The sequence below is a fragment of the Pseudomonas sp. UME65 genome, assembly GCF_014170225.1.
GTDB classification, from domain to species: Bacteria; Pseudomonadota; Gammaproteobacteria; order Pseudomonadales; family Pseudomonadaceae; genus Aquipseudomonas; species Aquipseudomonas protegens.
On sequence record NZ_LZZQ01000013.1, the window covers coordinates 339,650 to 365,000 of the forward strand.

At 63.1% G+C, this 25,351-nt stretch carries 16 protein-coding genes and 2 rRNA genes; 5 read left to right on the forward strand and 13 right to left on the reverse strand.

Annotated elements, in window-relative coordinates:
* Positions 1–77 precede the first annotated feature (77 nt).
* Positions 78–1,286 carry a benzoate/H(+) symporter BenE family transporter gene (locus tag A9971_RS16360; RefSeq protein WP_183001304.1) on the forward strand — a complete coding sequence of 403 codons (1,209 nt, stop codon included), beginning with the start codon at positions 78–80 and terminating at the stop codon, positions 1,284–1,286.
* Between the two features lie 27 nt (positions 1,287–1,313).
* Here A9971_RS16360 and A9971_RS16365 read toward each other — a convergent pair whose 3' ends face one another.
* From A9971_RS16365 to kynB, 3 genes are all read right to left on the reverse strand, one after another.
* Positions 1,314–2,813, reverse strand: coding sequence for a PLP-dependent aminotransferase family protein (locus tag A9971_RS16365; protein WP_183001303.1), 1,500 nt, complete (start codon positions 2,811–2,813; stop codon positions 1,314–1,316).
* 258 nt (positions 2,814–3,071) lie between these two features.
* Positions 3,072–3,923, reverse strand: a complete 852-nt coding sequence (gene kynA / locus A9971_RS16370) for a tryptophan 2,3-dioxygenase (RefSeq protein WP_011059117.1) — start codon at positions 3,921–3,923, stop codon at positions 3,072–3,074.
* Positions 3,924–4,016: 93 nt separating this feature from the next.
* A complete protein-coding gene (kynB, locus tag A9971_RS16375) occupies positions 4,017–4,670 on the reverse strand; it encodes an arylformamidase (RefSeq protein WP_015634049.1) in 654 nt (217 codons plus the stop codon).
* A gap of 287 nt (positions 4,671–4,957) precedes the next feature.
* On the opposite strand from kynB, the gene A9971_RS16380 reads away from it, so the two are divergent.
* The 3 genes from A9971_RS16380 (at position 4,958) to A9971_RS16390 (ending at position 6,429) form a co-directional block, all read left to right on the forward strand.
* The gene (locus A9971_RS16380) at positions 4,958–5,302 is read left to right on the forward strand and encodes a cupin domain-containing protein (protein WP_011059115.1); all 345 of its coding nucleotides are present in this window, start codon (positions 4,958–4,960) and stop codon (positions 5,300–5,302) included.
* Positions 5,303–5,428: 126 nt separating this feature from the next.
* Positions 5,429–5,914 (forward strand): antitoxin Xre/MbcA/ParS toxin-binding domain-containing protein, encoded by a 486-nt coding sequence (locus tag A9971_RS16385; RefSeq protein ID WP_183001302.1) that lies wholly within the window; start codon positions 5,429–5,431, stop codon positions 5,912–5,914.
* Positions 5,911–6,429 (forward strand): RES domain-containing protein, encoded by a 519-nt coding sequence (locus A9971_RS16390; protein WP_183001301.1) that lies wholly within the window; start codon positions 5,911–5,913, stop codon positions 6,427–6,429. Before A9971_RS16385 ends, A9971_RS16390 begins: the two co-directional genes overlap by 4 nt.
* 117 nt (positions 6,430–6,546) lie before the next feature.
* Here the strand turns inward: A9971_RS16390 and mmsB are convergent, their stop codons facing one another.
* Together mmsB and A9971_RS16400 are read right to left on the reverse strand one after the other, a co-directional pair.
* Positions 6,547–7,434, reverse strand: coding sequence for a 3-hydroxyisobutyrate dehydrogenase (mmsB, locus tag A9971_RS16395; protein WP_011059112.1), 888 nt, complete (start codon positions 7,432–7,434; stop codon positions 6,547–6,549).
* Positions 7,435–7,444: 10 nt separating this feature from the next.
* Positions 7,445–8,971, reverse strand: coding sequence for a CoA-acylating methylmalonate-semialdehyde dehydrogenase (locus A9971_RS16400; protein WP_019096001.1), 1,527 nt, complete (start codon positions 8,969–8,971; stop codon positions 7,445–7,447).
* A gap of 149 nt (positions 8,972–9,120) precedes the next feature.
* Between A9971_RS16400 and A9971_RS16405 the strand changes: the two genes are divergently transcribed.
* The gene (locus A9971_RS16405) at positions 9,121–10,071 is read left to right on the forward strand and encodes a LysR family transcriptional regulator (RefSeq protein WP_053156256.1); all 951 of its coding nucleotides are present in this window, start codon (positions 9,121–9,123) and stop codon (positions 10,069–10,071) included.
* 46 nt (positions 10,072–10,117) lie between these two features.
* Here A9971_RS16405 and A9971_RS16410 read toward each other — a convergent pair whose 3' ends face one another.
* The 8 genes from A9971_RS16410 to A9971_RS16445 form a co-directional block, all read right to left on the reverse strand.
* On the reverse strand, positions 10,118–10,612 hold the full coding sequence (locus A9971_RS16410; RefSeq protein ID WP_015634043.1) for an OmpA family protein: 495 nt from the start codon (positions 10,610–10,612) through the stop codon (positions 10,118–10,120).
* A 14-nt stretch (positions 10,613–10,626) separates the two neighbouring features.
* Complete coding sequence (locus tag A9971_RS16415; RefSeq protein WP_041115800.1) at positions 10,627–11,895, reverse strand: diguanylate cyclase domain-containing protein; 1,269 nt, start codon at positions 11,893–11,895, stop codon at positions 10,627–10,629.
* Entirely contained in the window at positions 11,892–12,473 is a 582-nt protein-coding gene (locus A9971_RS16420) for a YfiR family protein (RefSeq protein WP_026020227.1), read from the reverse strand. The genes A9971_RS16415 and A9971_RS16420 overlap by 4 nt, the downstream gene beginning before the upstream one ends.
* A 116-nt stretch (positions 12,474–12,589) precedes the next feature.
* A complete protein-coding gene (recD, locus tag A9971_RS16425) occupies positions 12,590–14,671 on the reverse strand; it encodes an exodeoxyribonuclease V subunit alpha (protein ID WP_077933301.1) in 2,082 nt (693 codons plus the stop codon).
* Positions 14,668–18,360 carry an exodeoxyribonuclease V subunit beta gene (recB, locus tag A9971_RS16430; protein WP_183001300.1) on the reverse strand — a complete coding sequence of 1,231 codons (3,693 nt, stop codon included), beginning with the start codon at positions 18,358–18,360 and terminating at the stop codon, positions 14,668–14,670. Before recB ends, recD begins: the two co-directional genes overlap by 4 nt.
* Positions 18,357–21,809: an exodeoxyribonuclease V subunit gamma gene (gene recC / locus A9971_RS16435; RefSeq protein WP_183001299.1), complete on the reverse strand. Its 3,453-nt coding sequence runs from the start codon at positions 21,807–21,809 to the stop codon at positions 18,357–18,359. The genes recB and recC overlap by 4 nt, the downstream gene beginning before the upstream one ends.
* A gap of 163 nt (positions 21,810–21,972) precedes the next feature.
* Positions 21,973–22,088 (reverse strand): 5S ribosomal RNA (rrf, locus tag A9971_RS16440).
* 138 nt (positions 22,089–22,226) lie between these two features.
* A 23S ribosomal RNA gene (locus A9971_RS16445) occupies positions 22,227–25,118 on the reverse strand.
* Positions 25,119–25,351 lie beyond the last annotated feature (233 nt).

Below are 25,351 nucleotides of genomic sequence, written 5' to 3' on the forward strand. Positions count from 1 at the left end.
TAGTCCATCCGTTACCTAGAATCGGGCCTCTCCCGGCGTTTGGGCCAGGGAGCCTGTTCCTTGACGGAGAGTGGCTTATGAACAGAACCGCGACAGGCCTTAGACCGGCCGATATCTTCTCTCCCACCGTGGCGGCACTGATCTCAGTGCTGGTGAACTATGGCGGGACCTTCATCCTGGTGTTCCAGGCCGCTGAACTGGCCCGGCTGACACCCGCCCAGACCACCTCCTGGGTCTGGGCCGTGTCCCTGGGCGTGGGCCTCTCCGGCATGTGGCTGAGCCTGCGCTACAAGGCGCCGATCATCACCGCCTGGTCTACCCCCGGGGCGGCCTTCCTGGCCACGGTGATGCCCTTCACGCCCTATGCCGAGGTGATCGGCGCCTACCTGATTTGCGCCCTGGGGTTCATCGTCCTGGGCGGGTCCGGGGCTTTCGACAAGCTGGTGCGCCTGATTCCCAAGGGCATCGCGGCTGGCCTGCTGGCAGGCATCCTGCTGCAGTTCGGGATCAACGCCTTTGGCGGCGCGAGTGCCGATCCACTGCTGGTGATCGTGCTGGTACTGTCCTATGCGGTGCTGCGGCGCTTCACTTCACGCTTTGCCGTGGTGGGCATCCTGTTCATCGGCCTGGCGTTGCTGATCGTCCAGGAGCGGGTCGACTTCGCCAACGTGCACCTGAGCTTCGCCGCTCCCCTGTTCACTGCGCCACAGTTCTCCGTGTCGGCCTTGCTCGGCGTGGCCCTGCCACTGTTCGTCATCACCCTGACCGGCCAGTACATGCCGGGCATGCTGGTGTTGCGCAATGACGGCTTCCAGACCAGCGCCAACCCGCTGCTCACGGTCACCGGTTTGGGCTCGCTGATCATGGCGCCGTTCGGCGCTCACGCATTCAACGTGGCGGCGATCACCGCGGCGATCTGTACCGGCGAGGATGCCCACCCGGACCCGGGCAAACGCTATATCGCCGGTATCGCCTGCGGCGTTTTCTACATCCTGGTGGGGACCTTCGGGGTCACCCTGGCGACCCTGTTCATGGTCTTGCCCAAGGCCTTTATCACCACCCTGGCCGGCCTGGCATTACTGGGGGCAATCGGCGGCAGCCTGGCCAACGCCATGGCCGATACGGCCACCCGGGAAACTGCGCTGATCACCTTCCTTGCCACTGCCGCCAACGTCACTTTACTGGGGATCGGTGGTGCCTTCTGGGGGCTGGTTGCCGGGCTGACCGTGCACCTGTTGATCCTGGGCCCGCGCAGCGCCCTGGCACTGGAACGCGCCAAGCCCTGACCGCCGGCGCTGGAAAAAGGCCGCTGGCTAGGCCTTTCCCAGGGCCTGGGCCAGACGCGCCATCGTCGCCTCGATCTCATGGGCGCTCAGGGACGCATAGCCCAATAGCCAGCCCTGCTGCTTCTGCTCGCCCGCATAAAGCCGGCTGAGCCCCGGCAACTGGATGCCAGCCCTGGCCGCACGTTGCTGGGTCAGCTCTTCGCTCCAGCCGGGTTCCAGAAGACACGGGACCTGCAAACCGCCGGGTGGCGGCAAGGCCCTGGCAATGCCCGGCAAATGCCGGCCTATGGCCTCGAGCATGGCCTGCCGGCGCCCGGCGTAGAGCTTGCGCATGGCCCGTACATGGGCGTTGTAGTGCCCCTCCTCCATGAACCGCGCCAGGGTCAGCTGGAGGATCTGCGGCGTGTGCCCGTCCATGATGCTGCGGGCACTGCTGAAGGCCCCCACCAGTTCGGCGGGCAGGATCATGTAGCCCATGCGCAGGCCCGGATAGAGAGTCTTGCTGAAGGTGCCGATGTACAGGGTGCGCCGAAACGGGTCCAGGCCCTGGACGCAGGCGGTGGGCAGGCCCTCGTAGTGGAACTCGCTGTCGTAGTCGTCCTCGATGATCCACCGGTCGTGCTCGGCGGCCCAGCGGGTCAGCTCCAGGCGGCGCTCCAGGGACAGGGTGGCACCCGTGGGGTACTGGTGCGAGGGCGTCACATAGACACAGCGGGCGCCGCTGCGGTCGGCTCGCAACAGGTCGGTGCGGATGCCCTGGCCATCCACATCAATGGGCACGATCCGCGCCTCGGCCGCCTCGAAGGCCTTGCGCGCGCCGAAGTAGCCTGGGTTCTCCATCAGGATCGGCTTGCCGGCGTCCACCAGCAGTTGCGCACACAGGAACAGCGCCTGGCGAGTGCTGCTCAGCACCAGGATCTGCTCGGGCTGCACCTTGGCCCCGCGTTCCAGGTTGAGGTAGGCGGCAATCGCCTTGCGCAGGGGCAGCGCGCCCTGGGGATCGCCATGCAGCAGCACGCTGGCACGGTAATCCTTCAATGCCTGGCGTTGCAGGCGCTCCCAGACCTCCAGCGGGAAGCTGCGGGTTTCCGGCAAACCGGTAGCGAAGGCCGTGACCGCCTGCTGATCGCTGACCCCACCCCGCGCCAACAGTGCCGCGCCGCGCCGGCTCAGGCCCGCTCCCGGTTCCGGGCTGTGGGCCGGCAACCCTTGCTGGAGCTGGCGCCGGCGGGACGGGCCACGCAATTGGGCACCGATGGTTTCGCAGACATAGCTCCCCGAGCCTTTGCGCCGCAGGACAAAACCGTCGCGCTGCAACTGCACATAGGCGTTTTCCACGGTGTCACGCGATACCGCCAGCGACTTGGCCAGGGCCCGGGTCGCCGGCAGCTTCACGCCGGGGCCCAGGGCGCCGTCGAGGATCAGCCCGCGCAAGGCGCGCTGGATGCGCTGGTGCAGGTCCAGAGGGCGGAACTCAGGATCGCTGAGCCGCATCTTGAGGGTTTCAAGCTCGAAGGTCCGGGACATGTGGTCTGCCTTAGAGAGTAAAAATGGTGCACCGAAGGCGGCCACCTTATCCCCCGAGCGCAACTGCCGCCAGCGCCCGCTGCTCTCTAACGACCTCTGTAGCCGCTGCCGCAGACTGCGATAAGGTCCGGAGGACCTTCCAGACCTCAAGAACGCGTCTGCTGCGCTGCCGATCGCAGTCTGCGGCAGCGGCCGCACTCTGGGAGTCAGTCACCGGCAGGCACATGAAAACGCCCCGGCAGGCGGGGCGTTTTCGGGTCAGAGCGAGGAGCGCACTCGCCACAGTTCGGGAAACAGCACGGTGTCGAGCATCTTGCGCAGGTAGCCCACGCCCTCGGTACCACCGGTACCGGGCTGGAAGCCGATGATGCGCTCCACCGTGGTCACATGGCGAAAGCGCCACTGGCGGAAGGAGTCTTCCAGGTCGATGAACTTCTCCGCCAACTGGTACAGGTCCCAATAGGCCGAAGGGTTGGCGTAGACCTCGCGCCAGGCCGCTTCCACCGACGGGTCATGCTGAGTCGTGGTGGTGCTGTCCAGTGCCAGGCGCGCAGGGTCGATGCTCAAGCCGCTGCGGGCCATCAGGGCAATCGCCTCGTCATACATGGACGGGGTGGCAATCGACGCTTCCAGCGATTGCAACAGTTCGGGACGATGGGCATGGGGCCGCAGCAGGGCCGCGCTCTTGTTGCCGAGGATGAATTCGATCTCCCGATACTGGAACGACTGGAAGCCCGAGGACTGGCCCAGGTAAGGCCGGATCGACTTGTACTCGGACGGCGTCATGGTGGCCAGCACCGCCCAGGCGTGCACCAGTTGATCGAAAATCCGCGAAACCCGCGCCAGCATCTTGAACGCCGGCGGCAACTGGCCCTGGCGCACATGCTCGCGGGCCGCCTTGAGCTCGTGCAGCATCAGTTTCATCCATAGCTCCGAGGTCTGGTGCTGGATGATGAAGAGCATCTCGTTGTGGTCCGGCGACAGGGGATGCTGGGCGCTGAGGATGCGCCCCAGGTCCAGGTAGTCGCCGTAGCTCATGGAGTCGGAAAAATTCAGCTCGGCGTTATGCCACTCAGCCGGCGGATTGCTTGAAAAGGGACATTGGCTCATCGCGTGGGCTCCTCGCCTCAGGCAGCGGTTGCCCATCGCTGGCTGCGCACCCCGGATCGGGATGCACAACGGCGCGAAGGGCCAGCTGTGTATTTATTGTAGGAATGAATCGGCCAGGGGGCGCAGGATCGCCCGCACCGGACTGGCGTCCAGGTGAGCGAAGCGCAGTGGCAGGGCAATCAGTTCGTAGTCGCCTTCGGCAACCTCATCGAGAACCACGCCTTCGAGGATCGCCATGCCATGGCGGGCCACGGTGTTGTGGGCGTCCATGGTCTTGGACTGCTGGGGGTCGAGGGACGGGGTGTCGATGCCGATCAGGCGCACGCCGAGGCTGGCCAGCAGCTCGACAGTGGCTGGAGCAACGGCAGTAAAGTCCGGGTCCCAGGCACTCAGCGGAGCCTGTGGATAAGTACGCAGCAACACTCGCGCAGGCAAGTTTTCGAGGCGCCCGAGCAACGCCTCGGGCTGCACCAGAGCACCGCTGTCCAGGCAGTGCAGGACCCGGCACGGGCCCATGTAGACATCCAGCGGCACTTCACCGATGGGCAGGCCGTCCGGCCGGTAATGCAGGGGCGCATCGACATGGGCACCGGTGTGGGGCGACAGGGTCACCCGCCCGACATTCACCGGGCACTCGGGGCCGAACTGCCAGACGCGCTCCTCCTGGAACGGCGTATCTCCCGGCCAGGTCGGGGTTGCGGTACTCAACGGCGGGCTGATATCCCACCAGCGTGGTGTATTTTCCATTCGTGCGGCTCTTAGGTCACTCCGAGCTGAATGATACGAGCGAAACCGGTAAAGATTCTTGCGAAATAACTCGGGCAGCCGCGGATATTTCGCAATTACTGCTAACAAAGCCCTGTTTGCCGAATGAATCTTGCAACCGCCATGCCTCTTCCCGGCCCTGCGCCCCGCCACCTCGACTCGGGGCCGGCGCTGCGCTTCTGGATACCCCGAGGTCGAGTACAGACAACCCCCTGCCCGCCAGTCGCTATAGGGTGCGGCTTCAGTTCTCTGCCTGCTAGGAGCACAGCATGTCCCAACCCATCACCGTTCTTCGCGACACTCATCCGCTGCCGGTGCTCGACGCCTGCAAGTGGGAAAAACTCCAGGGCGATCCGCACACCGTCAACCTCAACGCCTACACCAGCGAGGATGGCAGCAAGATCATGGGCACCTGGATCTGCACCCCGGGCAAATGGCGGGTGGCCTATGAAAAGTGGGAGTACTGCCATTTCCAGGAAGGCTACTGCGTGATCACCCCGGACGGCCGCGACCCCATCCACCTGCGCGCCGGCGATATCTTCGTGGTGGAGCCCGGGATGAAAGGCACCTGGGAAGTGGTGGAAACCGTGCGCAAGTACTTCGTCTTCGCCTGAGCCCTCCCTCGATACCGGGAGCCCGCGCCAGCCGGGCTCCCCTGGCCGTGTTGCGATTCAAGCCAGCGCCCTTTGCCAAATGTCTATATAATCACTGCCAAATGGCAAAAGGCAGGAGCAGCACTCATGATCGCGCTGACAGGCACCGGCCTCGTTCCCAAGCGGCGAGGCAAACTGGTATTGAAAGAGCAGTCCTCGGACATCCTTCTGGGTGGCCGGGCACGCTTTGACGATCGTATCTCGATCTATCGCCTGACCGAGGAGGGCATCCCGCTGACGGCGATCATCAAGTTCGTCTCCTCGGTGCCCATGCTCAAGGACGAACAGGTCCTGGCCAAGATCATCGGCCTTTCCGAACGCACCCTGCACCGGCGCCTGAAAACCCCGGACGAGCCGCTGAACCCGGAACAGAGCGCCCGTGCGGTGCGCTTCGCCCAGGTGCTGGCCAAGGCCGAGGACATCTTCGGCAGCAGTGAAGAGGCCCAGGAGTGGATGGCCAAGCCGGTGATGGGCCTGGACGGCCACAAACCGGTGGACCTGCTGACCAACCCCATCGGTTTCGAACTGGTGGACGAGTTCCTCACCCGCCTGGAATACGGGGTCTATCAGTGATCAGTGTGCCGGGCAGCAGCACCCTTCACTTCTGGCGGCTGGACGCCGCCCGGCACGCCGACAGCTGGGACAGTGGCATTGGTGCCGAGCTGTGTGGCGGCCGCTGGAACTCCAAGGGCGTGAAGGCGGTGTACGCCAGCGCCGACCCGGCCACGGCGATTCTGGAAGTGGCGGTGCACAAGGGTTTTGCCGCCCTGGACAGCGTGCCCCATGTACTCACCGGCGCCCTGATCCATGACCCGACCGCCATCTACCGGGTCGATGAAAACCGTATTCCCAACCCCAACTGGCTGGTGCCGGGGATTCCCAGCGCCGGCCAGCAGAAGTTCGCCGATCAGTTGCTGGCGGACCACCCTTTCGTGCTGGTGCCCTCGTCGGTTTCCCGGCACAGCTGGAATATCCTGATCAATCCGCTGCTGGCCAAGGGGCTGTACCAGGTGGTGATCCAGGAACGCTTCGGCCTCGACACCCGCCTCAACCCTCCCTCCAGCACCGTTGCCAGCCGGCCGAACTGAGCCTGGCAAAAAAAAGCGGGAACCTGCCCGACGCAGGTTCCCGCAAATGCCCCGGCTGAAGGGGCTGCATTCAATGACGCGCAAACCCGCCAGCGCCCCCTCCCGACAAGCGACGCCTTACTGCGGCTTGCGGTAGCTGTTGACGATGGCCGAGAAGTCCTTGCCACCTTCCCCACGCTGGCTCATGGCCTGGTACAGCTGCTGTGCCACGGCACCGAGCACCACCGGCTGGTGGGCCTGGCGCGCGGCTTCGGTGGCCAGCCCCAGGTCCTTGAGCATCAGCTCGGCACCAAAGCCTCCGGTGTAGCCGCGGGACGCCGGGGCGGTCTCAATCACGCCCGGCCACGGGTTGTAGGTGTCGGAACTCCAGCACCGACCGGTGGAGCTGTTGATGATCCCCGCCAGCACTTGGGTGTCGATGCCCAGGGCATCCCCCAGGGCCATGGCTTCGCTGACGCCGATCATCGAGATCCCCAGCAGCAGGTTGTTGCAGATCTTGGCGATCTGCCCGGTGCCCACTTCACCGCAGTGCACGATGTTGCGGCCCATCTGCGCCAGCACCGGTTGCAGGGTGGCGAACAGTTCGGCGCTGGCGCCGACCATGAAGGTCAGGGTCCCGGCCTGGGCACCGCCGGTGCCACCGGATACCGGTGCATCGGCCATGGCCACGCCCTGCTTGGCGGCGGCGGCGGCCACTTCACGGGCGGTCTGTGGGTCGATGGTGCTGCAATCCACCGCCGGAATGCCGCGGCCAATACCCGCCAGTACCCCATCCTCGCCCAGCCAGACGCTGCGCACATGGGCCGCGGCGGGGAGCATGGTGATCACCAGTTCGGCGCCTTCGGCAGCGGCCTTGGGCGAAGCACTGATACGCCCGCCCAGTTGCGCCAGCTCGGCCAGCACGCTCTGGTTGAGATCGAACAGGTTCAACTGATGGCCGGCCTTGATCAGGTTGCGGGCCATGGGCGCGCCCATGTTGCCCAGGCCGATAAATGCAATGTTCATGTCAGGCTCCTCAACGCAGGCTGATGGTGGTGTTCACACCGTCATTGACGCTGTCATCGTCGAACCAGCGGCTGGTGACGGTCTTGGTCTGAGTGTAGAACTGCACCACTTGCTTGCCGTAGGGGCCCAGGTCGCCGAGCTTGGAACCGCGGGAGCCGGTAAAGCTGAAGAATGGAACCGGCACCGGAATCGGGATGTTGATGCCCACCTGGCCGACGTCGATTTCGCTCTGGAACTTGCGCGCCGCCGCACCGCTCTGGGTGAACAGGCCGGTGCCGTTGCCGAAGGGGTTGGCGTTGACCAGGGCGATGGCCTGGTCCAGGGTATCCACCTCCAGCACCACCAGCACCGGGCCGAAGATTTCCTGGGTGTAGATCTGCATGTCGGTGGTCACCCCGGAGAACAGGGTCGGGCCGATGAAGTTGCCCTGCTCGTAGCCCGGAACCTTGATGTCGCGGCCATCGAGCTCCAGCTTGGCGCCTTCTTTCACGCCGCTTTCGATCAGCTCCAGAATCCGCGCCTTGGCACGCTTGGAGACCACCGGGCCGACATCGGTGCCCGGCTCGCTGCCGGCGTTGACCTTGAGTTTCTGCGCCAGGGCCTTGAGATCCGGCAACCATTGTTTCGCCGCCCCCACCAGCACCACCACCGAGGTGGCCATGCAACGCTGGCCGGCAGCGCCGAAGCCGGCGCCCACCAGGGCATTGAGGGTCTGTTCGCGGTTGGCGTCGGGCAGCACCACGGCGTGGTTCTTCGCGCCCATCATCGATTGCACGCGCTTGCCGTGCTTGCCCGCCAGGTCATAGACGTGGGTGCCGACCGCAGTCGAACCGACGAAGGACACCGCCTTGATGTCCTTGTGGGTGCACAGCGCATCCACCACGTCCTTGCCGCCGTGCACCACGTTGAGCACACCGGCCGGCACCCCGGCCTCCACCGCCAGCTCCACCAGCAGCATGGTTGACAGCGGGTCCTGCTCGGAAGGCTTGAGGACGAAGGTGTTGCCGCAGGCGATGGCCATCGGGAACATCCACAGCGGAATCATTGCCGGGAAATTGAACGGGGTGATCCCGGCGCACACGCCGATCGGCTGGCGCAGGGTGTAAGTGTCCACGCCGCCGGCGACGTTTTCGGCGAATTCGCCCATCTGCAGGGTGCCGATGGAGCAGGCATGCTCCACCACTTCCAGGCCGCGGAAGATGTCACCCTCGGCGTCGGCGATGGTCTTGCCCTGCTCGGCGCTGAGGACCACGGCAATGCGTTTGGAGTGCTCGCGGATCAGGGCCTGGAGCTTGAGCATGATGCGCATCCGCGCGCCGATCGGGGTCAGTTTCCAGGTCTGGAAGGCGCGCTGGGCAGCGGCGATCGCGGCGTCGACTTCAGCGGCAGTGGCAAAGGGCACCTTGGCCAGCACTTCCTGGGTCGCCGGATTGACGATGTCGTGCCATTCCTGGCTCTGGGACTGGACCCATTCACCGTCGATCAGCAGTTTGACCTGTTGCAGGGTGGTGCCGTCGGGCTTGAGGGATGCGTTCATGGGGTCTCCTGACTTCTTGAGTTCTTATGCAGGGAAACCAAGGCGGGCAAGCGCCTTGAAAGAGGGGCTGTCGCGAGTTGGTATCGGACGGTTTTTGGAGTATAGATGTGCAAACTTCTAATAAGAACGCACATAAAATCCGGTCCATCATGCAAAAAAACATCACCTCGCTAAGCACCCTGAACTGGGACGACCTGAAGTTTTTCCTCGAAGTGGCGCGCACTCGCAAGGCCAGCAGCGCGGCCAAGCGCCTGGCGGTGGACTACACCACGGTATCGCGGCGCATCGGGTCCCTGGAAACCGCCCTGGGCACCTTGCTGTTCGAAAAATCCCGCACCAACGGCTTTGTCCTCACCGCCGAGGGCCAGCGCCTGCTGGGTTATGCGGAGTCCATCGAAAGCACCCTGCACATGGCGTGCGAGCAGGTCTCGGGCTCCGGAGTGGCGTTGTCCGGCCATGTGCGCATGGGCTGCACCGAAGGCTTCGGCACCTTCTTCATCACCCCGCAACTCAGCCACTTCCTCGACGCCTACCCGGCAATCTCGGTGGATATCCTGCCGCTGCCGCACTTCATCAGCCTGTCCAAGCGCGAGGCGGATATCGTCATCGCCCTGGAACGCCCGGAGCACGGCCCCTATGTGTGCTGCAAGCTGTGCGACTACCGCCTGCAGCTGTACGCCACCCAGGAATACCTCGACCGCCACCCGCCGATCCGCCGCCCCGGCGACCTGAGCGAGCATCAATTCATCAGCTATGTGGATGACCTGGCCTTCAGTTCCGAGCTGCTGTACCTGGCCAATGTGGTGCCCGGGGCCAGCGCCAACCTGCGCAGCACCAGCGTGATTGCCCAGTACGTGGCAGCGCAGCAGGGCCGCTCGCTGGCGATCCTGCCGTGCTTCCTGGCGGCCCAGGACCCGCGCCTGCTGCCAGTGCTGCCCAAGGAAATCAACCTGACCCGGCAATTCTGGATGTACTGCCGGGAGGATCTCAGGAAGTTGAAGCGCATCACCCTGTTATGGGATTACATCCGCGAGGTGACCGAGCAGAATCGGCCGCTGCTCATGGGCGAGAGTCGCAGCATGCGCTTCGCCGCCCCCTGACCCTTAGCGGCCGCAAGGCTGCAGCCGCAACCCGGCAGGTCGTCGATCAGTCGGCGATCACCACGATCGACACCCGACGGTTCTCGGTACGCCCGGCCACGGTGCTGTTGGAGGCCACCGGCTCGCTGCTGCCCAGGCCGCGCAGCTGGATGTTTTCTTCACGCATGCCAACCTGGGTCAACACCTTGACCACGCTCTTGGCCCGGCGCACGGACAGTTGCACGTTGTAGGCCTCCTTGCCCGACGCGTCGGTGTGACCGTCGACCCGGACCTTCTGGATATCGACGCTGAGCAGCGCCTTGCCGATGCGCTGGACGATCTCGGTACTGGCCTGGTTCAGGGTTTCCACATCGCTGCCAAACAGCACCTTGCCCGACAGGCCAAAGGCCCAGCCTTCATCCGTCAGTTCGAAGCCCTCCTGTTTCAGTACCGCGATCTGTTTCGGGGTCAGACCTTTGGGCGGCACGCTCTGACAGCCGGCCAGGGCCAGCAGGGCCATGAACACCAGAGTGCTGAACAGTCGAACCGAACGTTGCGTCATCGAGAACAAGGGAATTAGCTCCTGTTTTGAACCTGAACGATAGGGAGCTCCGCCCCCACTGTGTGTTGCCCGCCTCGCGAACCGCGCTTGGCTTGGTACATGGCCGCGTCGGCGGCATTCAACAGACTGCCCGGTGTCGCACCATGATCCGGGTACACGGCAATACCGATACTCAGCGATGTCAGGATCGACAGGCTGCCGGGCAGTTGAATCGGTACTTCCATGCTGCTGATGATCTTGTCGGCGATGCGCTGGGCATCCTCGACCCGGTGCAGCGGGGTCAGCAGCACGGCAAATTCGTCCCCGCCCAGGCGCGCCACCAGGTCGTCCTCGCGCAACTGCGCGCGAATCCGCGTGGCCACAGCCACCAGCACCGCATCGCCAGCGGCGTGGCCGAAGTTATCGTTGATCTCCTTGAACCGGTCGCTGTCGAGAAACAGCACCGCCATGCGCTCGTTGAGCTTGTTGGCGCTACGCAGGGCACGGATCAGTCGGCCTTCGAAGAACGCCCGGTTGGGCAGGCCGGTCAGGCTGTCGTGGCTGGCCTGGTGGGCCAGGGTTTCATTCTCGCTTTGCAGATGGGTCTGCCAGGCCTCCAGCTCATCGAGCAGGGCGTTGAAGTCGTTGCCCAGGTTGTCCAGTTCGGCGATTTCCGCAGGCGGCACCCGCTGATCGAAGGCCCGTTCGCGCCGGGCCGCGTGCGCCACATCGGCGAGGCTGCGCAACGGTCCGGTGATGCCCCGCAGCTGGCGGCGCGCCAGGTACAGCGCCAACCAGGCGCTGAGGGCGATGCACAGCACGATGCCCACCAGGCCACTGAGGAGAAACCGCAACAGGCTGCCGCCATGGCCGGTGACATTGATGGTGCCGATTTCCCGCCCCTGGTGCAGGATCGGCAGGCTGATGGGCTTTTCCAGAAAGGCGCTGGCGACGTGCATTTCCAGGTTGGTCAGAAAGCCGCTTTCCGGGCGCTGCCAGCTGGCCAGCAACTGGCCCTGGCTGTCATACACCTTGGCGTCGGCCACCTCTTCGGTGGAGGCGATCAGGGCCAGGGCCTCGGTGGCCACCACACTGTCGTTGAACACCACTGCAGCTTCCACGGTGTAGCTGATGGAGCGGGCGATCAGGTGCAGGTTGTGATCGGCGTACACGCGCAGGGCCAACACCCCGAGAAAGGTCAGGGACAGGCTGGCCATGGAGATCGCCAGCAGAGCGACGATCAGGTGGCCGCGACCGATGACCGACCGCAGTGTAGGGCGGGCGTTGGGCTTGAACAGTTTCATGGGGCCGCCGGACGACGACGGGAAAGCTGCAGCACGCTGGGATGAATCTTCACCCCACTGCGGGCCACGGAATCCAGGTTGACCTCGAACGACACCTGGCTGTCGCCGACCCGCAGGCAGAACAGGCTGCCCACGGTGCACTGGTCGCCCCCCTCACTGATGCTCAGCACCGGTTGCCCGATCAGCGAGTTGAACAGGCGGGTACGCTCATCATTGGACAATTTGCCGACATAGACCGAATCGCACTCACTGGCCAACGACGGGTTGTTGGCCAGCAGACGCCGCACCAGCACCGGGCGGCCGGTGGCCTGGGTCGCGCCCTTGAGCAGGTCATCGGTGTATTCGGTGGGGCCAACCACGCACAGACGCAGTTGCGCAGGCTCCACGGGCCAGCGAGCGTAGCTGAGAATGCCCAGCACCACTTGGGTTACAGCCTTGGCCCGTTGCTCGGCCAGGCTCGCGGACGCCGGTGGCTCCGACTGCGCGATGGCCAACAGGCTGAACAGGCAGAGAATGGTCGACAGCACACACTGTCTCCACCCCAAAATGCGCTCTGTCCTCAAGACAGCCACGTCCATGCAGGGATTCTCTTTGATTTTCACGGAAATGATGCCGCAACGATAGCACAGCCCGGGAAAATGCAGCGAGACCAGCGCCCGAGCACGATGCCTGAGAAAAGCCGGAAACATGGGCGTCAGTCCAACTCCAGCATCAACCCGCTCAGACGCTTGACCTTGCGCCGAACAGCCTCTTCGAACACTCCGGCACGGGGCTCGATCAGGCTGAACCAGTCCTTGGCCCGGGTGATACCGGTGTAGATCAGCTCCTTGGTCAGCACCGGGTTCAAAGCGTCGGGCAGGATCAACGCGGTGTGGGCGAACTCCGAGCCCTGGGACTTATGCACAGTCATGGCGTAAACGGTTTCCACGTCATTGAGCCGGCTTGGCAGCACCAACCGCACCCCGCCCTGGCCATCGTTGCGCGGAAAGGCGACGCGCAGCACCTGACGCCCCGCCTCCGAGCCTTCCTGCTCAGGCAGTTTCAGGGCGATGCCGATATCACCGTTCATCAGGCCCAGGCCGTAATCGTTGCGGGTCATCAGCACCGGGCGGCCCTCGTACCATTGCTGGTCACTGTCGATCAGCCGGGCCTTGAACAGCGCCTGGGTGATCCGCAGGTTCAGGCCTTCGACACCCCAGGGGCCCTTGCGCACCGCGCACAGCAATTGGAAGCGATCAAAGGCCTGCAGGACATGGCGCGCCCAGTCGGTCCAGCGCCGATCCTCCAGAGGCGTACCCGGCGGCGGGCGCTGGCTGCGCAGTACATTCAGGTAGTGGCGGTAGCCTTGCGGCCCCTCGCCATGGCCCTCCAGCAGCAGCCGCTCCAGGGCCCGATCCTGCTCGCCCTTGAGGCTCAGGCCATACAGGTCGGCATGGCTGCGAGCCGCCAGCAGGCGCCGGGCTTCATCGGCCTGCTGCTGGTTGACCCAACGCGCCAGCTGGCCGATGCCGCTGCCTTCGCCGAAACGCCGGGAATGGCGCAGCATCACCACCTGCTGCGCCAGGGGATGCTGGTGGGCGCTGTCTTCCTGCAGGCCGCTGGCTCCCAGGTTCTCGCCACTGACCGCCTCCAGCCAGGCCCGGGTCTGCGGGTTGTACCAACCGGCCTCGGCGTCACGGCACAGGTCGCCGAGCACGGCGCCGGCTTCCACCGAGGCCAGTTGGTCCTTGTCCCCCAGCAACACCAGGCGTGCATGGATGGGCAAGGCGTCCAGCAGGTTGGCCATCATTTCCAGGTCGATCATCGAGGCTTCGTCCACCACCAGGACATCCAGGGGCAAGCGGTTGCCGGCGTGATGGCGGAAATGCCGGGTGCCCGGGCGATTGCCCAGCAAGCGGTGCACGGTGGTCACCTCGCTGGGGATCATTTCCCGCACCTCATCGGGCACCGCGAGGGAACGCACCTGCAAGCTGATGGACTCGGTCAGGCGCGCCGCGGCCTTGCCGGTAGGCGCCGCCAGGCGAATGCGCAGCGGCTTGCGTGCTTCCACCGCCGGGCCCTGGAGCAAGGCCAGCAGGCGCACCACGGTGGTGGTCTTGCCGGTGCCGGGGCCGCCGGTGATGATGCTGAAGGCGCCCCGGGTGGCCAGGGCACAGGCGAGTTTCTGCCAGTCGACGGGCCCCGCCGCCTTGGCCGGGCCGAACAGCCCGTCGAGGCGCACCGCGAGGTTTTCCGGGGTGGCCTCGGCCAAGGCCAGGCGCTGGCGCAAGGCGTTGTCGATACGCCGCTCATAGGCCCAGTAGCGGCGCAGGTACAGGCGCTTGCCGGACAGCACCAGCGGCCGCTGCCGGGAAGACTCGGCATGATCCGCCGCCAGGGCCACCAGGCGGCTGCCGGCCAGGACCTTGCACCAGTGCGCCCCTTCAAGCCCCATCAACACCTGGGACGGCAGCGCCGGTGCGCCGTTTTGTGCGTCGCCTTCGGGCGGCAGCGACAGGGCGAAGTCCGGCTCCTTGAGGGTTTCGAACAGGTCCAGGCAGACATGCCCGTGCCCCAGCTGATGGCTGGTCAGGGCCGCGGCCATCAGTACCAGCGGATCACAGCCCGGGTCCAGCTCATGCAGGAAGCCGACAAAGGCCCGGTCCAGGGAACGCAGCCAGCCGCGCTCGACCCAGCGTTCAAGCAACAGCAGCAAGTCGTCGGCGCGGCTCAGGGGCGCCAGGTCGAAGGCCGGTTGCGGCGCCTGGTCCAGTGCATCGAACAGGTCCTGGGTCATAGCAGCACTCCCTGCTCCCAGGCGGGCTCGGCCTTGGGTGGCTCGGGCTGGCCCTGGAACATGCGGTCCAGTTGCTCGATCAACTGTCGAGGCGGCCGGGCGAAGTAGGCCCCCTGGCTGGCGGCACGGGTGCCCCGCAGGAACAGGTACAAGGCGCCGCCCACATGGCGATCGTAGTCGTAGTCCGCCAGCCGGGCCTTCAATTGCCGGTGCAGGGCCAGCAGGTACAGCACGTATTGCAGGTCGTAACGGTTGTCGAGAATCGATTGTTCCATGGCCTGCTCGGTGTAGGCCGCGTCGTCCGCGCCCAGCCAGTTGGATTTGTAGTCGGCCACGTAATAGCGGCCCTGGTGCTCGAAGGTCAGGTCGATAAAGCCCTTGAACATGCCGTTGAGCAATACCGGCTCGGCCGTGACTCGGGGCGCGCCCTGATGGGTTTGCTGGCGTACCCGCTCATCGAGCTTGAGCACATCGACCTTGTGGCTGGCGAACCAGAACTCCATCTCGACCCGGTACTGGGTCAACTGCCCGAGCACCACCGGTGCCTGGCCCTCGCCCAGGGGCAAGGGCGCTTGCAGCAGGTGCTGCAGCCAGTCGCTCAGGGTCGGGATCCAGCCTTGCCAGCCGCGGCGATTGCAGCGCCGGGCCACGGCGTCCTCGATCGCCTCGGGGGCAGCGGCAAAACCCTCCTCCCCGGCCCACTCCAGCAGGCCATGAAGGAAGGTCCCGGGGTTCGGGCCGCGGGGGAAGCGGTGGATATCGCCGCCGCTGGCCAGGGTTTCCCGAGGAGCTTCGGGGTCCAGGCGTTCGTCGTCGAAGAGTTTCTGCGCCTGGGGGTTTTCCGGCGCCTCGGTGCTGCCCGCCCCCAGGATGTCGCTGATGCGCAAGGCACTGTAGGAGGCAATCCACCAGTTTTCCGCGGCGCGACGGCTGGGCGTCAGCGGCGCCAGCAGGGTGGCCTCGTTGCGCGGTGGCTGATAGCGCTGGTCATCGACGACGGGCAGCTCGGACACGCCAATCGCAGCGCAGCCCTGCTGCAGGTCCAGCAGCCAGCGCAACAAGGCGCTGGATTCGCCCAGGACATCGCCGCCGCCCAGCAGGTAACCCAGGGCCGAAAGGTGCAACACCGAGCTGCTGTGATTGCCCCGCTTGAGATCGGCCACCCCCAGCCAGCAGGCATGCTGGGCCCGGGTCAGGGCCACATAGAGCAGCCGCAGGTCTTCCGCCAGGCGCTCTTCATCGGCCAGGGCAATCAGCTCCGGGGTGGGCCGTAGGCTGACCTGGGGCTTGCCGGCAGCATCGTGGTAATGCAGCGGCAAGCGGCTGCCATCCACCGGCTTGGTGGAACAGATGAAGGGCAGGAACACCAAGGGGTATTCCAGGCCCTTGGACTTGTGGATGGTCACCACCTTGACCAGTTGCTCATCGCTTTCCAGGCGCAGGATCTGCTCCTCCCCTGCCTGCCCGGACAGCGCCAGGTGCTCGGCCAGATGGCGGATCAGGGCCTGCTCGCCGTCGAGTTCGGCGGCGCTTTGTTGCAGCAGCTCGGACAGGTGCAGAAGGTTGGTCAGCACCCGCTCGCCATCACTGCGGGCCATCAGCGCCTGGGGCAGCTGGAAGTCATGCAGCAGGCGCCGCAACATCGGCAGCACGCCCTGGCTGCGCCAGATCGCCCGGTAGCCACGGAACTGCATGACCCGCGCTTCCCAGGCCAGTTCATCCTGGTTAAGCCGCTCCAGCTCCAGCAGCGGCAGGTTCAGGGTCAGGGACGCCAGGGCCGCGCGCAGCGGCCGCTCCACGTCCGGCTCGGCGCAAGCCTTGAGCCACACCAGCACATCCCGGGCTTCCTGGGCGGCGAACACCGAGTCCTTGTCCGACAGGTACACACTGCGCACCCCGCGGGCGGCCAGCTCGCCGCGCACGGCCTGGGCCTCCTTGCCATCGCGCACCAGGATCGCGATATCCGCCGGCAGCAAGCCTTTCAGCGCTTGCTGCTCACGGACAAACCCACTGCGCCCCTGCTGGCCGCCATTGAGCAGGCCGACAATCGCCGTGGCGCAAGCCGCCGCCTGATGCTGGCGATACAGGGCCCCGGACAGCGGCTGTTCCGAAGGCAATTGCCAGAAGTTAAGTGCCGGCACCGGCTGGCCGTCGACCAGCAGTTGCTCCTTGCGCCCCTGGGCGGCCACCGCCAGGAATGGCACCGGGTTCTCGCCATCCGCTTCGCGAAACAGGAAGGCCCCCTGTCCCTGCGGCCGCTGTTCGGCTTGCAGGAACACATGGTTGACCGCACTGACCATCGCCTGGCTGGAACGGAAGTTGGTGCCCAGGGTGTGCAGGCGCCCGCTGGTGGCCTGGCGTGCCCGCAGGTAGGTGTAGATATCGGCGCCACGGAAGGCGTAGATCGCCTGCTTGGGATCGCCGATCAGGAACAGGCCGGTCTCGGGGTCGTTGGCCTCGATCCGGTAGATGCTTTCGAAGATCCGGTACTGCACCGGGTCGGTGTCCTGGAATTCGTCGATCAGGGCCACCGGGAACTGCTCGCGGATCAGGGTCGCCAGGCGCTCGCCGCCATCGCTCTGCAGGGCGCTGTCCAGGCGCAGCAGCATGTCGTCGAAGCCCATCTCGGCGCGCCGCCGCTTCTCTTCTTCGAAACGTGCCCCCACCCATTGCGCGGCGTGTTGCAGGACCGCCGCATCCGGGCTGGGCAAGGCATCGAGGCTGGCCTTGAGCCCGGCCATGGCGTCGAGCCCGGGGTGATAGGGGGCCGCGCCTTTCCAGGCCTCGCTCATGCCTTCGGGGGTCAGGCGGGTGAAGCCGGTGCCGATGTCCAGCTGCTCGACGGATTCGTCCTCGGCCCAGGCACTGATCTTTTCGAACCAGGGCTCGAAGAACCGGGCCTGCATCTTGCGCCCGTCGACGCTCTTGCTGGCCACGCCTTGCAGGCAGATCTCCCGCAGTTGCGCGGCCCACTCGCGCCAGGGCGCCTTGATCTGCACCAGGGCTTCACGACGTTCTTGCAGGCAGGCTTCGATCAACTCGCTCGGCGTCTGTTCGGGTGGGTCCCGACGCTCGTTGCCGAACATTGCCCGCACTCGGGGCATGAGTTCGGCCGGCCCGACCCAATGGCTGCGCACCCAGTTCAGGGCATCACCCTGCATCGGGTAGCAGAACAGCCGCCAGTAATCGCGCAGAACCTGGCCCAGCAGGTCGCTGTGGTCGGTTTCCAGGGTCTGGGTGAACAGGCTGCCGCTGTCGAACGCATGTTCGCGCAACATGCGCTGGCACCAACTGTGGATGGTCGAGACCGCGGCCTCATCCATCCATTGCGCGGCGATGTCCAGGCGATTGGCACAGGCGGCCCACTGCTCGACGGGGTATTGCTCACGCAACTCGGCGATCAGGCCATCGGGGGCGCTGGTTTCATCGCGAAAGAAGCGCGCGGCTTCCGCCAGGCGCGTGCGAATGCGCTCGCGCAATTCCTTGGTGGCGGCATCGGTAAAGGTCACCACCAGTATCTGCGGCGGCAGCAATTCACGCTCGAAACCCGCCGCCTCGCCGCCATGGCCCAGCACCAGGCGCAAGTAGAGCGCGGAGATGGTGAAAGTCTTGCCGGTACCGGCACTGGCCTCGATCAACTGGCTGCCGCGCAGAGGAAATGCCAGGGCCAGGGGAGCTTGTGCAGTCATGCGCCTGCCTCCTCGCCGAGCGCCGAACGCCAGGGAGCATTCAACAGGGGTCGATAAAGGGTCTCGGCCCAACCGCTGAAGGTTTCATCGGCGATCAGTGCGTTGTAGTCGGCGAATTGGCGGGCCAGGGCCGGGCTTTGCCGGCGTTCGCCCTCGCTGTTCTGGCCGTCGCCATCGTAGGTCTTGCGTGCAGCGGCCGCGGCTTTGTCCGGGTCGCTCTGGCCCAGCCAGGCGAAGGCGGTCTTGATCGCCACCGGCAGCGGCTGGCGCATGCCGGCCTGCCAGGCCTGCAGCAGGTTGCCGAGAATCTGCCGGGCCACCTCCTGCTCCAGCGGCGGCAACAACAGGCTGTCATCGCTGGCCACCAGCGCGGTGGTCAAGGAGTAACCACTGGCGCAGGCCAGCAGATGATTGACCCAAGGCTTGATCAGCCGATGCCATTTACGGGTCTTGGTCGAGCCGATGCCGTTGGGGATGGCGCTCACAGCCAACAACCCGCCATCAGCTCGCTGGTGCAGGCTGCTGAGCCAACCTTCCAGGCGCACGCCTTGCAGTTCCAGGCTCACAGGCAGCGCACTGGTTACCGGGGTCGGCCACAGGTCGAGCAGTTGCCGATAACGCTGCAACAGGTCCGGCAGGGGCTCCAGCAGTTCGCGCTGCAGGCATTCGCCAAAACCGGCCATGGGCAACAGGCCACTGGCTTGCAGCCTCTGGGCCTGGGCCTGCAAGGCTTGCTCGGGCTGCGCGGCGTCGCCCAGCGCCGCTTCCAGCAGGCTGTCGCTGAGGCTGTAGCGCTGTAGAGCATCGAGCACGAAGGGCTCTTCATCGGCCAGCGGTGCTTCCATGGCTTCAAAGAACACCTTGAGCCTTTGGCTGAAGAAATGCCGCACCGGGTTGCGCAGGAAATCCTGCAACTGGGCAAGGCTCAGGGGCTCGTCCTGGACATAGGGTTCCAGGCGTTCGACTGCGCCCAGTTCCTCTCGGACCTGATGCAGCACTTGCCACTCCCGGGCGTAGCTGAACAGCGTGTCGCTGTCGTGGAAATAGCGGGCACTGAAGGGTTGCAGGGGATGCTCCTGGGTCAGGGCCTCCAGCAGGGAGTCCTGCTCATTGGGCAGCCGCCAGCCGCTGGCCAGGTGATCGCGCAACTGGCCGATCAGGACCGAGGCCGGGCGCTCGCTGTTGTCGCGAATGCTGCGGCCAACCCAACTGACATAAAGTTGGTCACGAGCCGAGAGCAGCGCTTCAAGCAGCAGGTAACGGTCGTCTTCGCGCCGTGATCGGTCGCCGGGGCGGTAGTCGCTCCCCATCAGGTCGAAGTCCAGAGGCGGCTGCGCCCTGGGGTAATCGCCATCGTTCATGCCCAGCAGGCACACCAGCTTGAAGGGGATGGCGCGCATTGGCATCAGGGTGCAGAAGTTCACCGCTCCGGCGAGGAAACGCTGGGACAGGCGCCCCTGGTCCAGGCCGGCCAGCCAGGCTTCGCGGACCACCGTCAGCGGCAACTGATCTTGCAGGCCCACAGACTCGCAGGTTTCCAGCCAGGTTTCCCGCAGGTCGTCGAGCTGTCCCAGCAGGTAATCATCGTGCTCGTTGCTGGCAAGGAAGAACTGTTCCAACAGGTTGTGCAGGCGCTCGCCCCACTCCGCCGGAACCGCCGGCTGGGTGAGTTGCTGGTAGGCGATCTGCAGGGCGTCAAGAAGGGCGACCAGGGGACCGATCAGCGCCGCATCCAGGCCACCGATCTCGTCATAAGGCTCGATACCGTCACAGGCGTCGGAACGGCCGACGGCATAACCCAGGAGCATGCGCCGCAAGCCGAAACGCCAGCTGTTCTGCTCCAGTTCCGGGGGCAGCCCCAGTTCTGCGCGCTGCTCGGCATTCATTCCCCAACGGATGCCGGCACCTTCAATCCAGCGGTGCAGGGTCGGCAGGTCGGCTTCGTCGACGCCAAAACGCGCACGCAGGGCTGGAACGTCCAGCAGGTCGAGAATCTCACTGACCGGAAAACGACTGTCCGGCAGCTTCAATAGATGTTCGACGGCGATCAGCAGCGGGTCACGGCCACGCTGGCCCTGGTCAGTGAGGGTAAAGGGAATGAAGCGCCGGTCATCCCGTTCCAACTGGCCGAACACGGCGCGGATATGCGGGGCGTAGCTGTCGATGTCCGGGACCATGACGATCACATCCCGGGGCCGCAGGTCGGGCTCTGCACTGAAGCGCGCCAGGAGCTGGTCGTGAAGGATTTCCACTTCTCGCTGGGCGCTGTGGGCAATGTGAAAACGGATCGATTGATCGTGCAGGATATCGACCTGCGGCCACAACTCACGTGTTTCGTTCAGCGGGCGCAGTTCGAGAATGTCGTCCTGCAATTGCTGGAGCATGCTGGCCGGCTGGCTGTCACTGAACAGATCGATCCGGCCATCGCGAAAAGCGCTGCGATAGCTGTTGGGATCGTCATAGCTGTCCAGCAGGTTGATGTAGTCACGGCCTTGCTTGCCCCAGGCGGCCAGCAGCGGGTGGGCGTGCTGGTGCAGGGTTTGCGGATCCAGGGCCTGAGGCATGCCGGCCTTGCGCGCCTGGCGTTTGTATTGGTGGCGCAGCAGGTCCTTGTCGGCAACGATATCGGCCCAGTGATGGCGACAAGGGTTGTGCACACACAGCAGCACCTGACTGAAGCGGGCCAACCCGGCCAGTGCCTCCAGGGCCTGGGCCGGCAGCGAAGAGATACCGAAAACGATCACTCGGGACGGCAAGCCACTGGGCGCCACCTCCAGTTGGTTGATCCGCTCGATAAAGCGCTGGTGAACGCCTGCGCGACTCTGGGCCATCCCCTCGGTGCCGACATCCAACAGCAGCGCGCGCCATAGCTCGGCCTGCCAGCAGTTGGCAGGCGTCAGGACCTTGGTTTCACCACGACCATTGCGCAGTTGATGGCGGCCGGCGGCCCAATCCTCCAGCCAGTCGGCTCGATAGACCTGGTATTGGTCGAACAGATCGGCCAGACGCTCGGCCAATTGATAGCGCTTGCGCAGGTCACTGTCGTGGGTCAGGAAGCGTTGCAGGGGTTCGAAATGCGGCTCATCGATCAACTCCGGCAACAGGCGCATCAGCCGCCAGGTCAGGGGAGCTTTATCCAGCAGGGATTTGGGCGGGATTTCGTCTCGCCCCAGGACCAGGCGGTACAACTGCCACATGAAACTGCCCGGCAATTGCACATCAATGGCAGCGGCAATACCGCAGCCACCGCCGTCATCCACTTCGGGGTCTTCGGCCAGGGCCAGTTTCAGCCATTGGGCGATACCGTTGCTCTGTACCAGGGCAATTTCATTTTCCAGGGGCGCCAGGGGATAACGCCGCATCCAGCTGACCACCAGGCTGCGCAACTCGTCCAGGCGGTTACCGTGAACCACCATGAAACCAGGGTTGAGGGACGAGGCGTCCGGCATAAAGGCTTCCTTGGAGAATGCAAAAAGCTAGGGCGGAACCTTAGCACTGTCACCGGGCAGTGGCAGCCAGGTCGAGCAAACAGTGACAGAGAAAGCGCCGGGCTTTTATGTCGCGCAAAAACAAAACCCCAACTGCATGCGCAGTTGGGGTTTCGGAATTTAATCTTGACGATGACCTACTCTCACATGGGGAAACCCCACACTACCATCGGCGATGCATCGTTTCACTTCTGAGTTCGGGATGGGATCAGGTGGTTCCAACGCTCTATGGTCGTCAAGAAATTCGGTAGCCAGTCCGTTGCTTATGCAACGTGCCAGCGAATGGGTATGTAATAGCTTTGTGTGTTCGCAAACTTTCGGTTTGTATCGTCTTCACACACCGCAACTCGCTTCTTAAGCAAATTGCTTGGGTGTTATATGGTCAAGCCTCACGGGCAATTAGTATTGGTTAGCTCAACGCCTCACAGCGCTTACACACCCAACCTATCAACGTCGTAGTCTTCGACGGCCCTTTAGGGAACTCAAGGTTCCAGTGAGATCTCATCTTGAGGCAAGTTTCCCGCTTAGATGCTTTCAGCGGTTATCTTTTCCGAACATAGCTACCCGGCAATGCCACTGGCGTGACAACCGGAACACCAGAGGTTCGTCCACTCCGGTCCTCTCGTACTAGGAGCAGCCCCTCTCAAATCTCAAACGTCCACGGCAGATAGGGACCGAACTGTCTCACGACGTTCTAAACCCAGCTCGCGTACCACTTTAAATGGCGAACAGCCATACCCTTGGGACCGGCTTCAGCCCCAGGATGTGATGAGCCGACATCGAGGTGCCAAACACCGCCGTCGATATGAACTCTTGGGCGGTATCAGCCTGTTATCCCCGGAGTACCTTTTATCCGTTGAGCGATGGCCCTTCCATACAGAACCACCGGATCACTAAGACCTACTTTCGTACCTGCTCGACGTGTCTGTCTCGCAGTCAAGCGCGCTTTTGCCTTTATACTCTACGACCGATTTCCGACCGGTCTGAGCGCACCTTCGTACTCCTCCGTTACTCTTTAGGAGGAGACCGCCCCAGTCAAACTACCCACCATACACTGTCCTCGATCCGGATAACGGACCTGAGTTAGAACCTCAAAGTTGCCAGGGTGGTATTTCAAGGATGGCTCCACGCAAACTGGCGTTCACGCTTCAAAGCCTCCCACCTATCCTACACAAGCAAATTCAAAGTCCAGTGCAAAGCTATAGTAAAGGTTCACGGGGTCTTTCCGTCTAGCCGCGGATACACTGCATCTTCACAGCGATTTCAATTTCACTGAGTCTCGGGTGGAGACAGCGCCGCCATCGTTACGCCATTCGTGCAGGTCGGAACTTACCCGACAAGGAATTTCGCTACCTTAGGACCGTTATAGTTACGGCCGCCGTTTACCGGGGCTTCGATCAAGAGCTTCGCGTTAGCTAACCCCATCAATTAACCTTCCGGCACCGGGCAGGCGTCACACCCTATACGTCCACTTTCGTGTTTGCAGAGTGCTGTGTTTTTAATAAACAGTCGCAGCGGCCTGGTATCTTCGACCGGCATGAGCTTACGGAGCAAGTCCTTCACCCTCACCGGCGCACCTTCTCCCGAAGTTACGGTGCCATTTTGCCTAGTTCCTTCACCCGAGTTCTCTCAAGCGCCTTGGTATTCTCTACCCAACCACCTGTGTCGGTTTGGGGTACGGTTCCTAGTTATCTGAAGCTTAGAAGCTTTTCTTGGAAGCATGGCATCAACCACTTCGTCACCTAAAAGGTAACTCGTCATCAGCTCTCGGCCTTAGAACCCCGGATTTACCTAAGATTCCAGCCTACCACCTTAAACTTGGACAACCAACGCCAAGCTGGCCTAGCCTTCTCCGTCCCTCCATCGCAATAACTAGAAGTACAGGAATATTAACCTGTTTTCCATCGACTACGCTTTTCAGCCTCGCCTTAGGGACCGACTAACCCTGCGTCGATTAACGTTGCGCAGGAAACCTTGGTCTTTCGGCGTGGGTGTTTTTCACACCCATTGTCGTTACTCATGTCAGCATTCGCACTTCTGATACCTCCAGCAAGCTTCTCAACTCACCTTCACAGGCTTACAGAACGCTCCTCTACCGCATCACTTACGTGATACCCGTAGCTTCGGTGTATGGTTTGAGCCCCGTTACATCTTCCGCGCAGGCCGACTCGACTAGTGAGCTATTACGCTTTCTTTAAAGGGTGGCTGCTTCTAAGCCAACCTCCTAGCTGTCTAAGCCTTCCCACATCGTTTCCCACTTAACCATAACTTTGGGACCTTAGCTGACGGTCTGGGTTGTTTCCCTTTTCACGACGGACGTTAGCACCCGCCGTGTGTCTCCCATGCTCGGCACTTGTAGGTATTCGGAGTTTGCATCGGTTTGGTAAGTCGGGATGACCCCCTAGCCGAAACAGTGCTCTACCCCCTACAGTGATACATGAGGCGCTACCTAAATAGCTTTCGAGGAGAACCAGCTATCTCCGAGCTTGATTAGCCTTTCACTCCGATCCACAGGTCATCCGCTAACTTTTCAACGGTAGTCGGTTCGGTCCTCCAGTCAGTGTTACCTAACCTTCAACCTGCCCATGGATAGATCGCCCGGTTTCGGGTCTATTCCCAGCGACTAGACGCCCTATTAAGACTCGCTTTCGCTACGCCTCCCCTATTCGGTTAAGCTTGCCACTGAAAATAAGTCGCTGACCCATTATACAAAAGGTACGCAGTCACAGAACAAAGTCTGCTCCCACTGCTTGTACGCATACGGTTTCAGGATCTATTTCACTCCCCTCTCCGGGGTTCTTTTCGCCTTTCCCTCACGGTACTAGTTCACTATCGGTCAGTCAGTAGTATTTAGCCTTGGAGGATGGTCCCCCCATATTCAGACAAGGTTTCTCGTGCCCCGTCCTACTCGATTTCATGACTAAGAGATTTTCGCGTACAGGGCTATCACCCACTATGGCCGCACTTTCCAGAGCGTTCCGCTAATCTCAAAGCCACTTAAGGGCTAGTCCCCGTTCGCTCGCCACTACTAAGGGAATCTCGGTTGATTTCTTTTCCTCAGGGTACTTAGATGTTTCAGTTCCCCTGGTTCGCCTCTTGCACCTATGTATTCAGTACAAGATAACCATCTTATGATGGCTGGGTTCCCCCATTCAGAGATCTCCGGATCAAAGTCTGTTTGCCGACTCCCCGAAGCTTATCGCAGGCTACCACGTCTTTCATCGCCTCTGACTGCCAAGGCATCCACCGTATGCGCTTCTTCACTTGACCATATAACCCCAAGCAATCTGGTTATACTATGAAGACGACATTCGCCGAAAATTTGCATTCTTAATTAAAAGAGAACTCACAAATTTTACCTTAGCCTGATCCGTTACCAGTGAAAGTAACGTTCAGTCTATCTTTCTATCACATACCCAAATTTTTAAAGAACGATCTAATCAAAAGACTAGAAATCAACATTCAAAGTGAATGCTCATTTCTAAGCTTTCAGAAGCAGTTTA

Coding starts and splice junctions, on each gene's coding strand:
- A9971_RS16365 (WP_183001303.1), bottom strand. CDS start 2,813: ATGTCCCGGACCTTCGAGCTTGAAACCCTCAAGATGCGGCTCAGCGAT.
- kynA (WP_011059117.1), bottom strand. CDS start 3,923: ATGAGCCAATGTCCCTTTTCAAGCAATCCGCCGGCTGAGTGGCATAAC.
- recC (WP_183001299.1), bottom strand. CDS start 21,809: ATGCCGGACGCCTCGTCCCTCAACCCTGGTTTCATGGTGGTTCACGGT.
- A9971_RS16385 (WP_183001302.1), top strand. CDS start 5,429: ATGATCGCGCTGACAGGCACCGGCCTCGTTCCCAAGCGGCGAGGCAAA.
- mmsB (WP_011059112.1), bottom strand. CDS start 7,434: ATGAACATTGCATTTATCGGCCTGGGCAACATGGGCGCGCCCATGGCC.
- A9971_RS16360 (WP_183001304.1), top strand. CDS start 78: ATGAACAGAACCGCGACAGGCCTTAGACCGGCCGATATCTTCTCTCCC.
- A9971_RS16415 (WP_041115800.1), bottom strand. CDS start 11,895: ATGAAACTGTTCAAGCCCAACGCCCGCCCTACACTGCGGTCGGTCATC.
- recD (WP_077933301.1), bottom strand. CDS start 14,671: ATGACCCAGGACCTGTTCGATGCACTGGACCAGGCGCCGCAACCGGCC.
- A9971_RS16410 (WP_015634043.1), bottom strand. CDS start 10,612: ATGACGCAACGTTCGGTTCGACTGTTCAGCACTCTGGTGTTCATGGCC.
- A9971_RS16380 (WP_011059115.1), top strand. CDS start 4,958: ATGTCCCAACCCATCACCGTTCTTCGCGACACTCATCCGCTGCCGGTG.
- kynB (WP_015634049.1), bottom strand. CDS start 4,670: ATGGAAAATACACCACGCTGGTGGGATATCAGCCCGCCGTTGAGTACC.
- A9971_RS16400 (WP_019096001.1), bottom strand. CDS start 8,971: ATGAACGCATCCCTCAAGCCCGACGGCACCACCCTGCAACAGGTCAAA.
- recB (WP_183001300.1), bottom strand. CDS start 18,360: ATGACTGCACAAGCTCCCCTGGCCCTGGCATTTCCTCTGCGCGGCAGC.
- A9971_RS16405 (WP_053156256.1), top strand. CDS start 9,121: ATGCAAAAAAACATCACCTCGCTAAGCACCCTGAACTGGGACGACCTG.
- A9971_RS16420 (WP_026020227.1), bottom strand. CDS start 12,473: ATGGACGTGGCTGTCTTGAGGACAGAGCGCATTTTGGGGTGGAGACAG.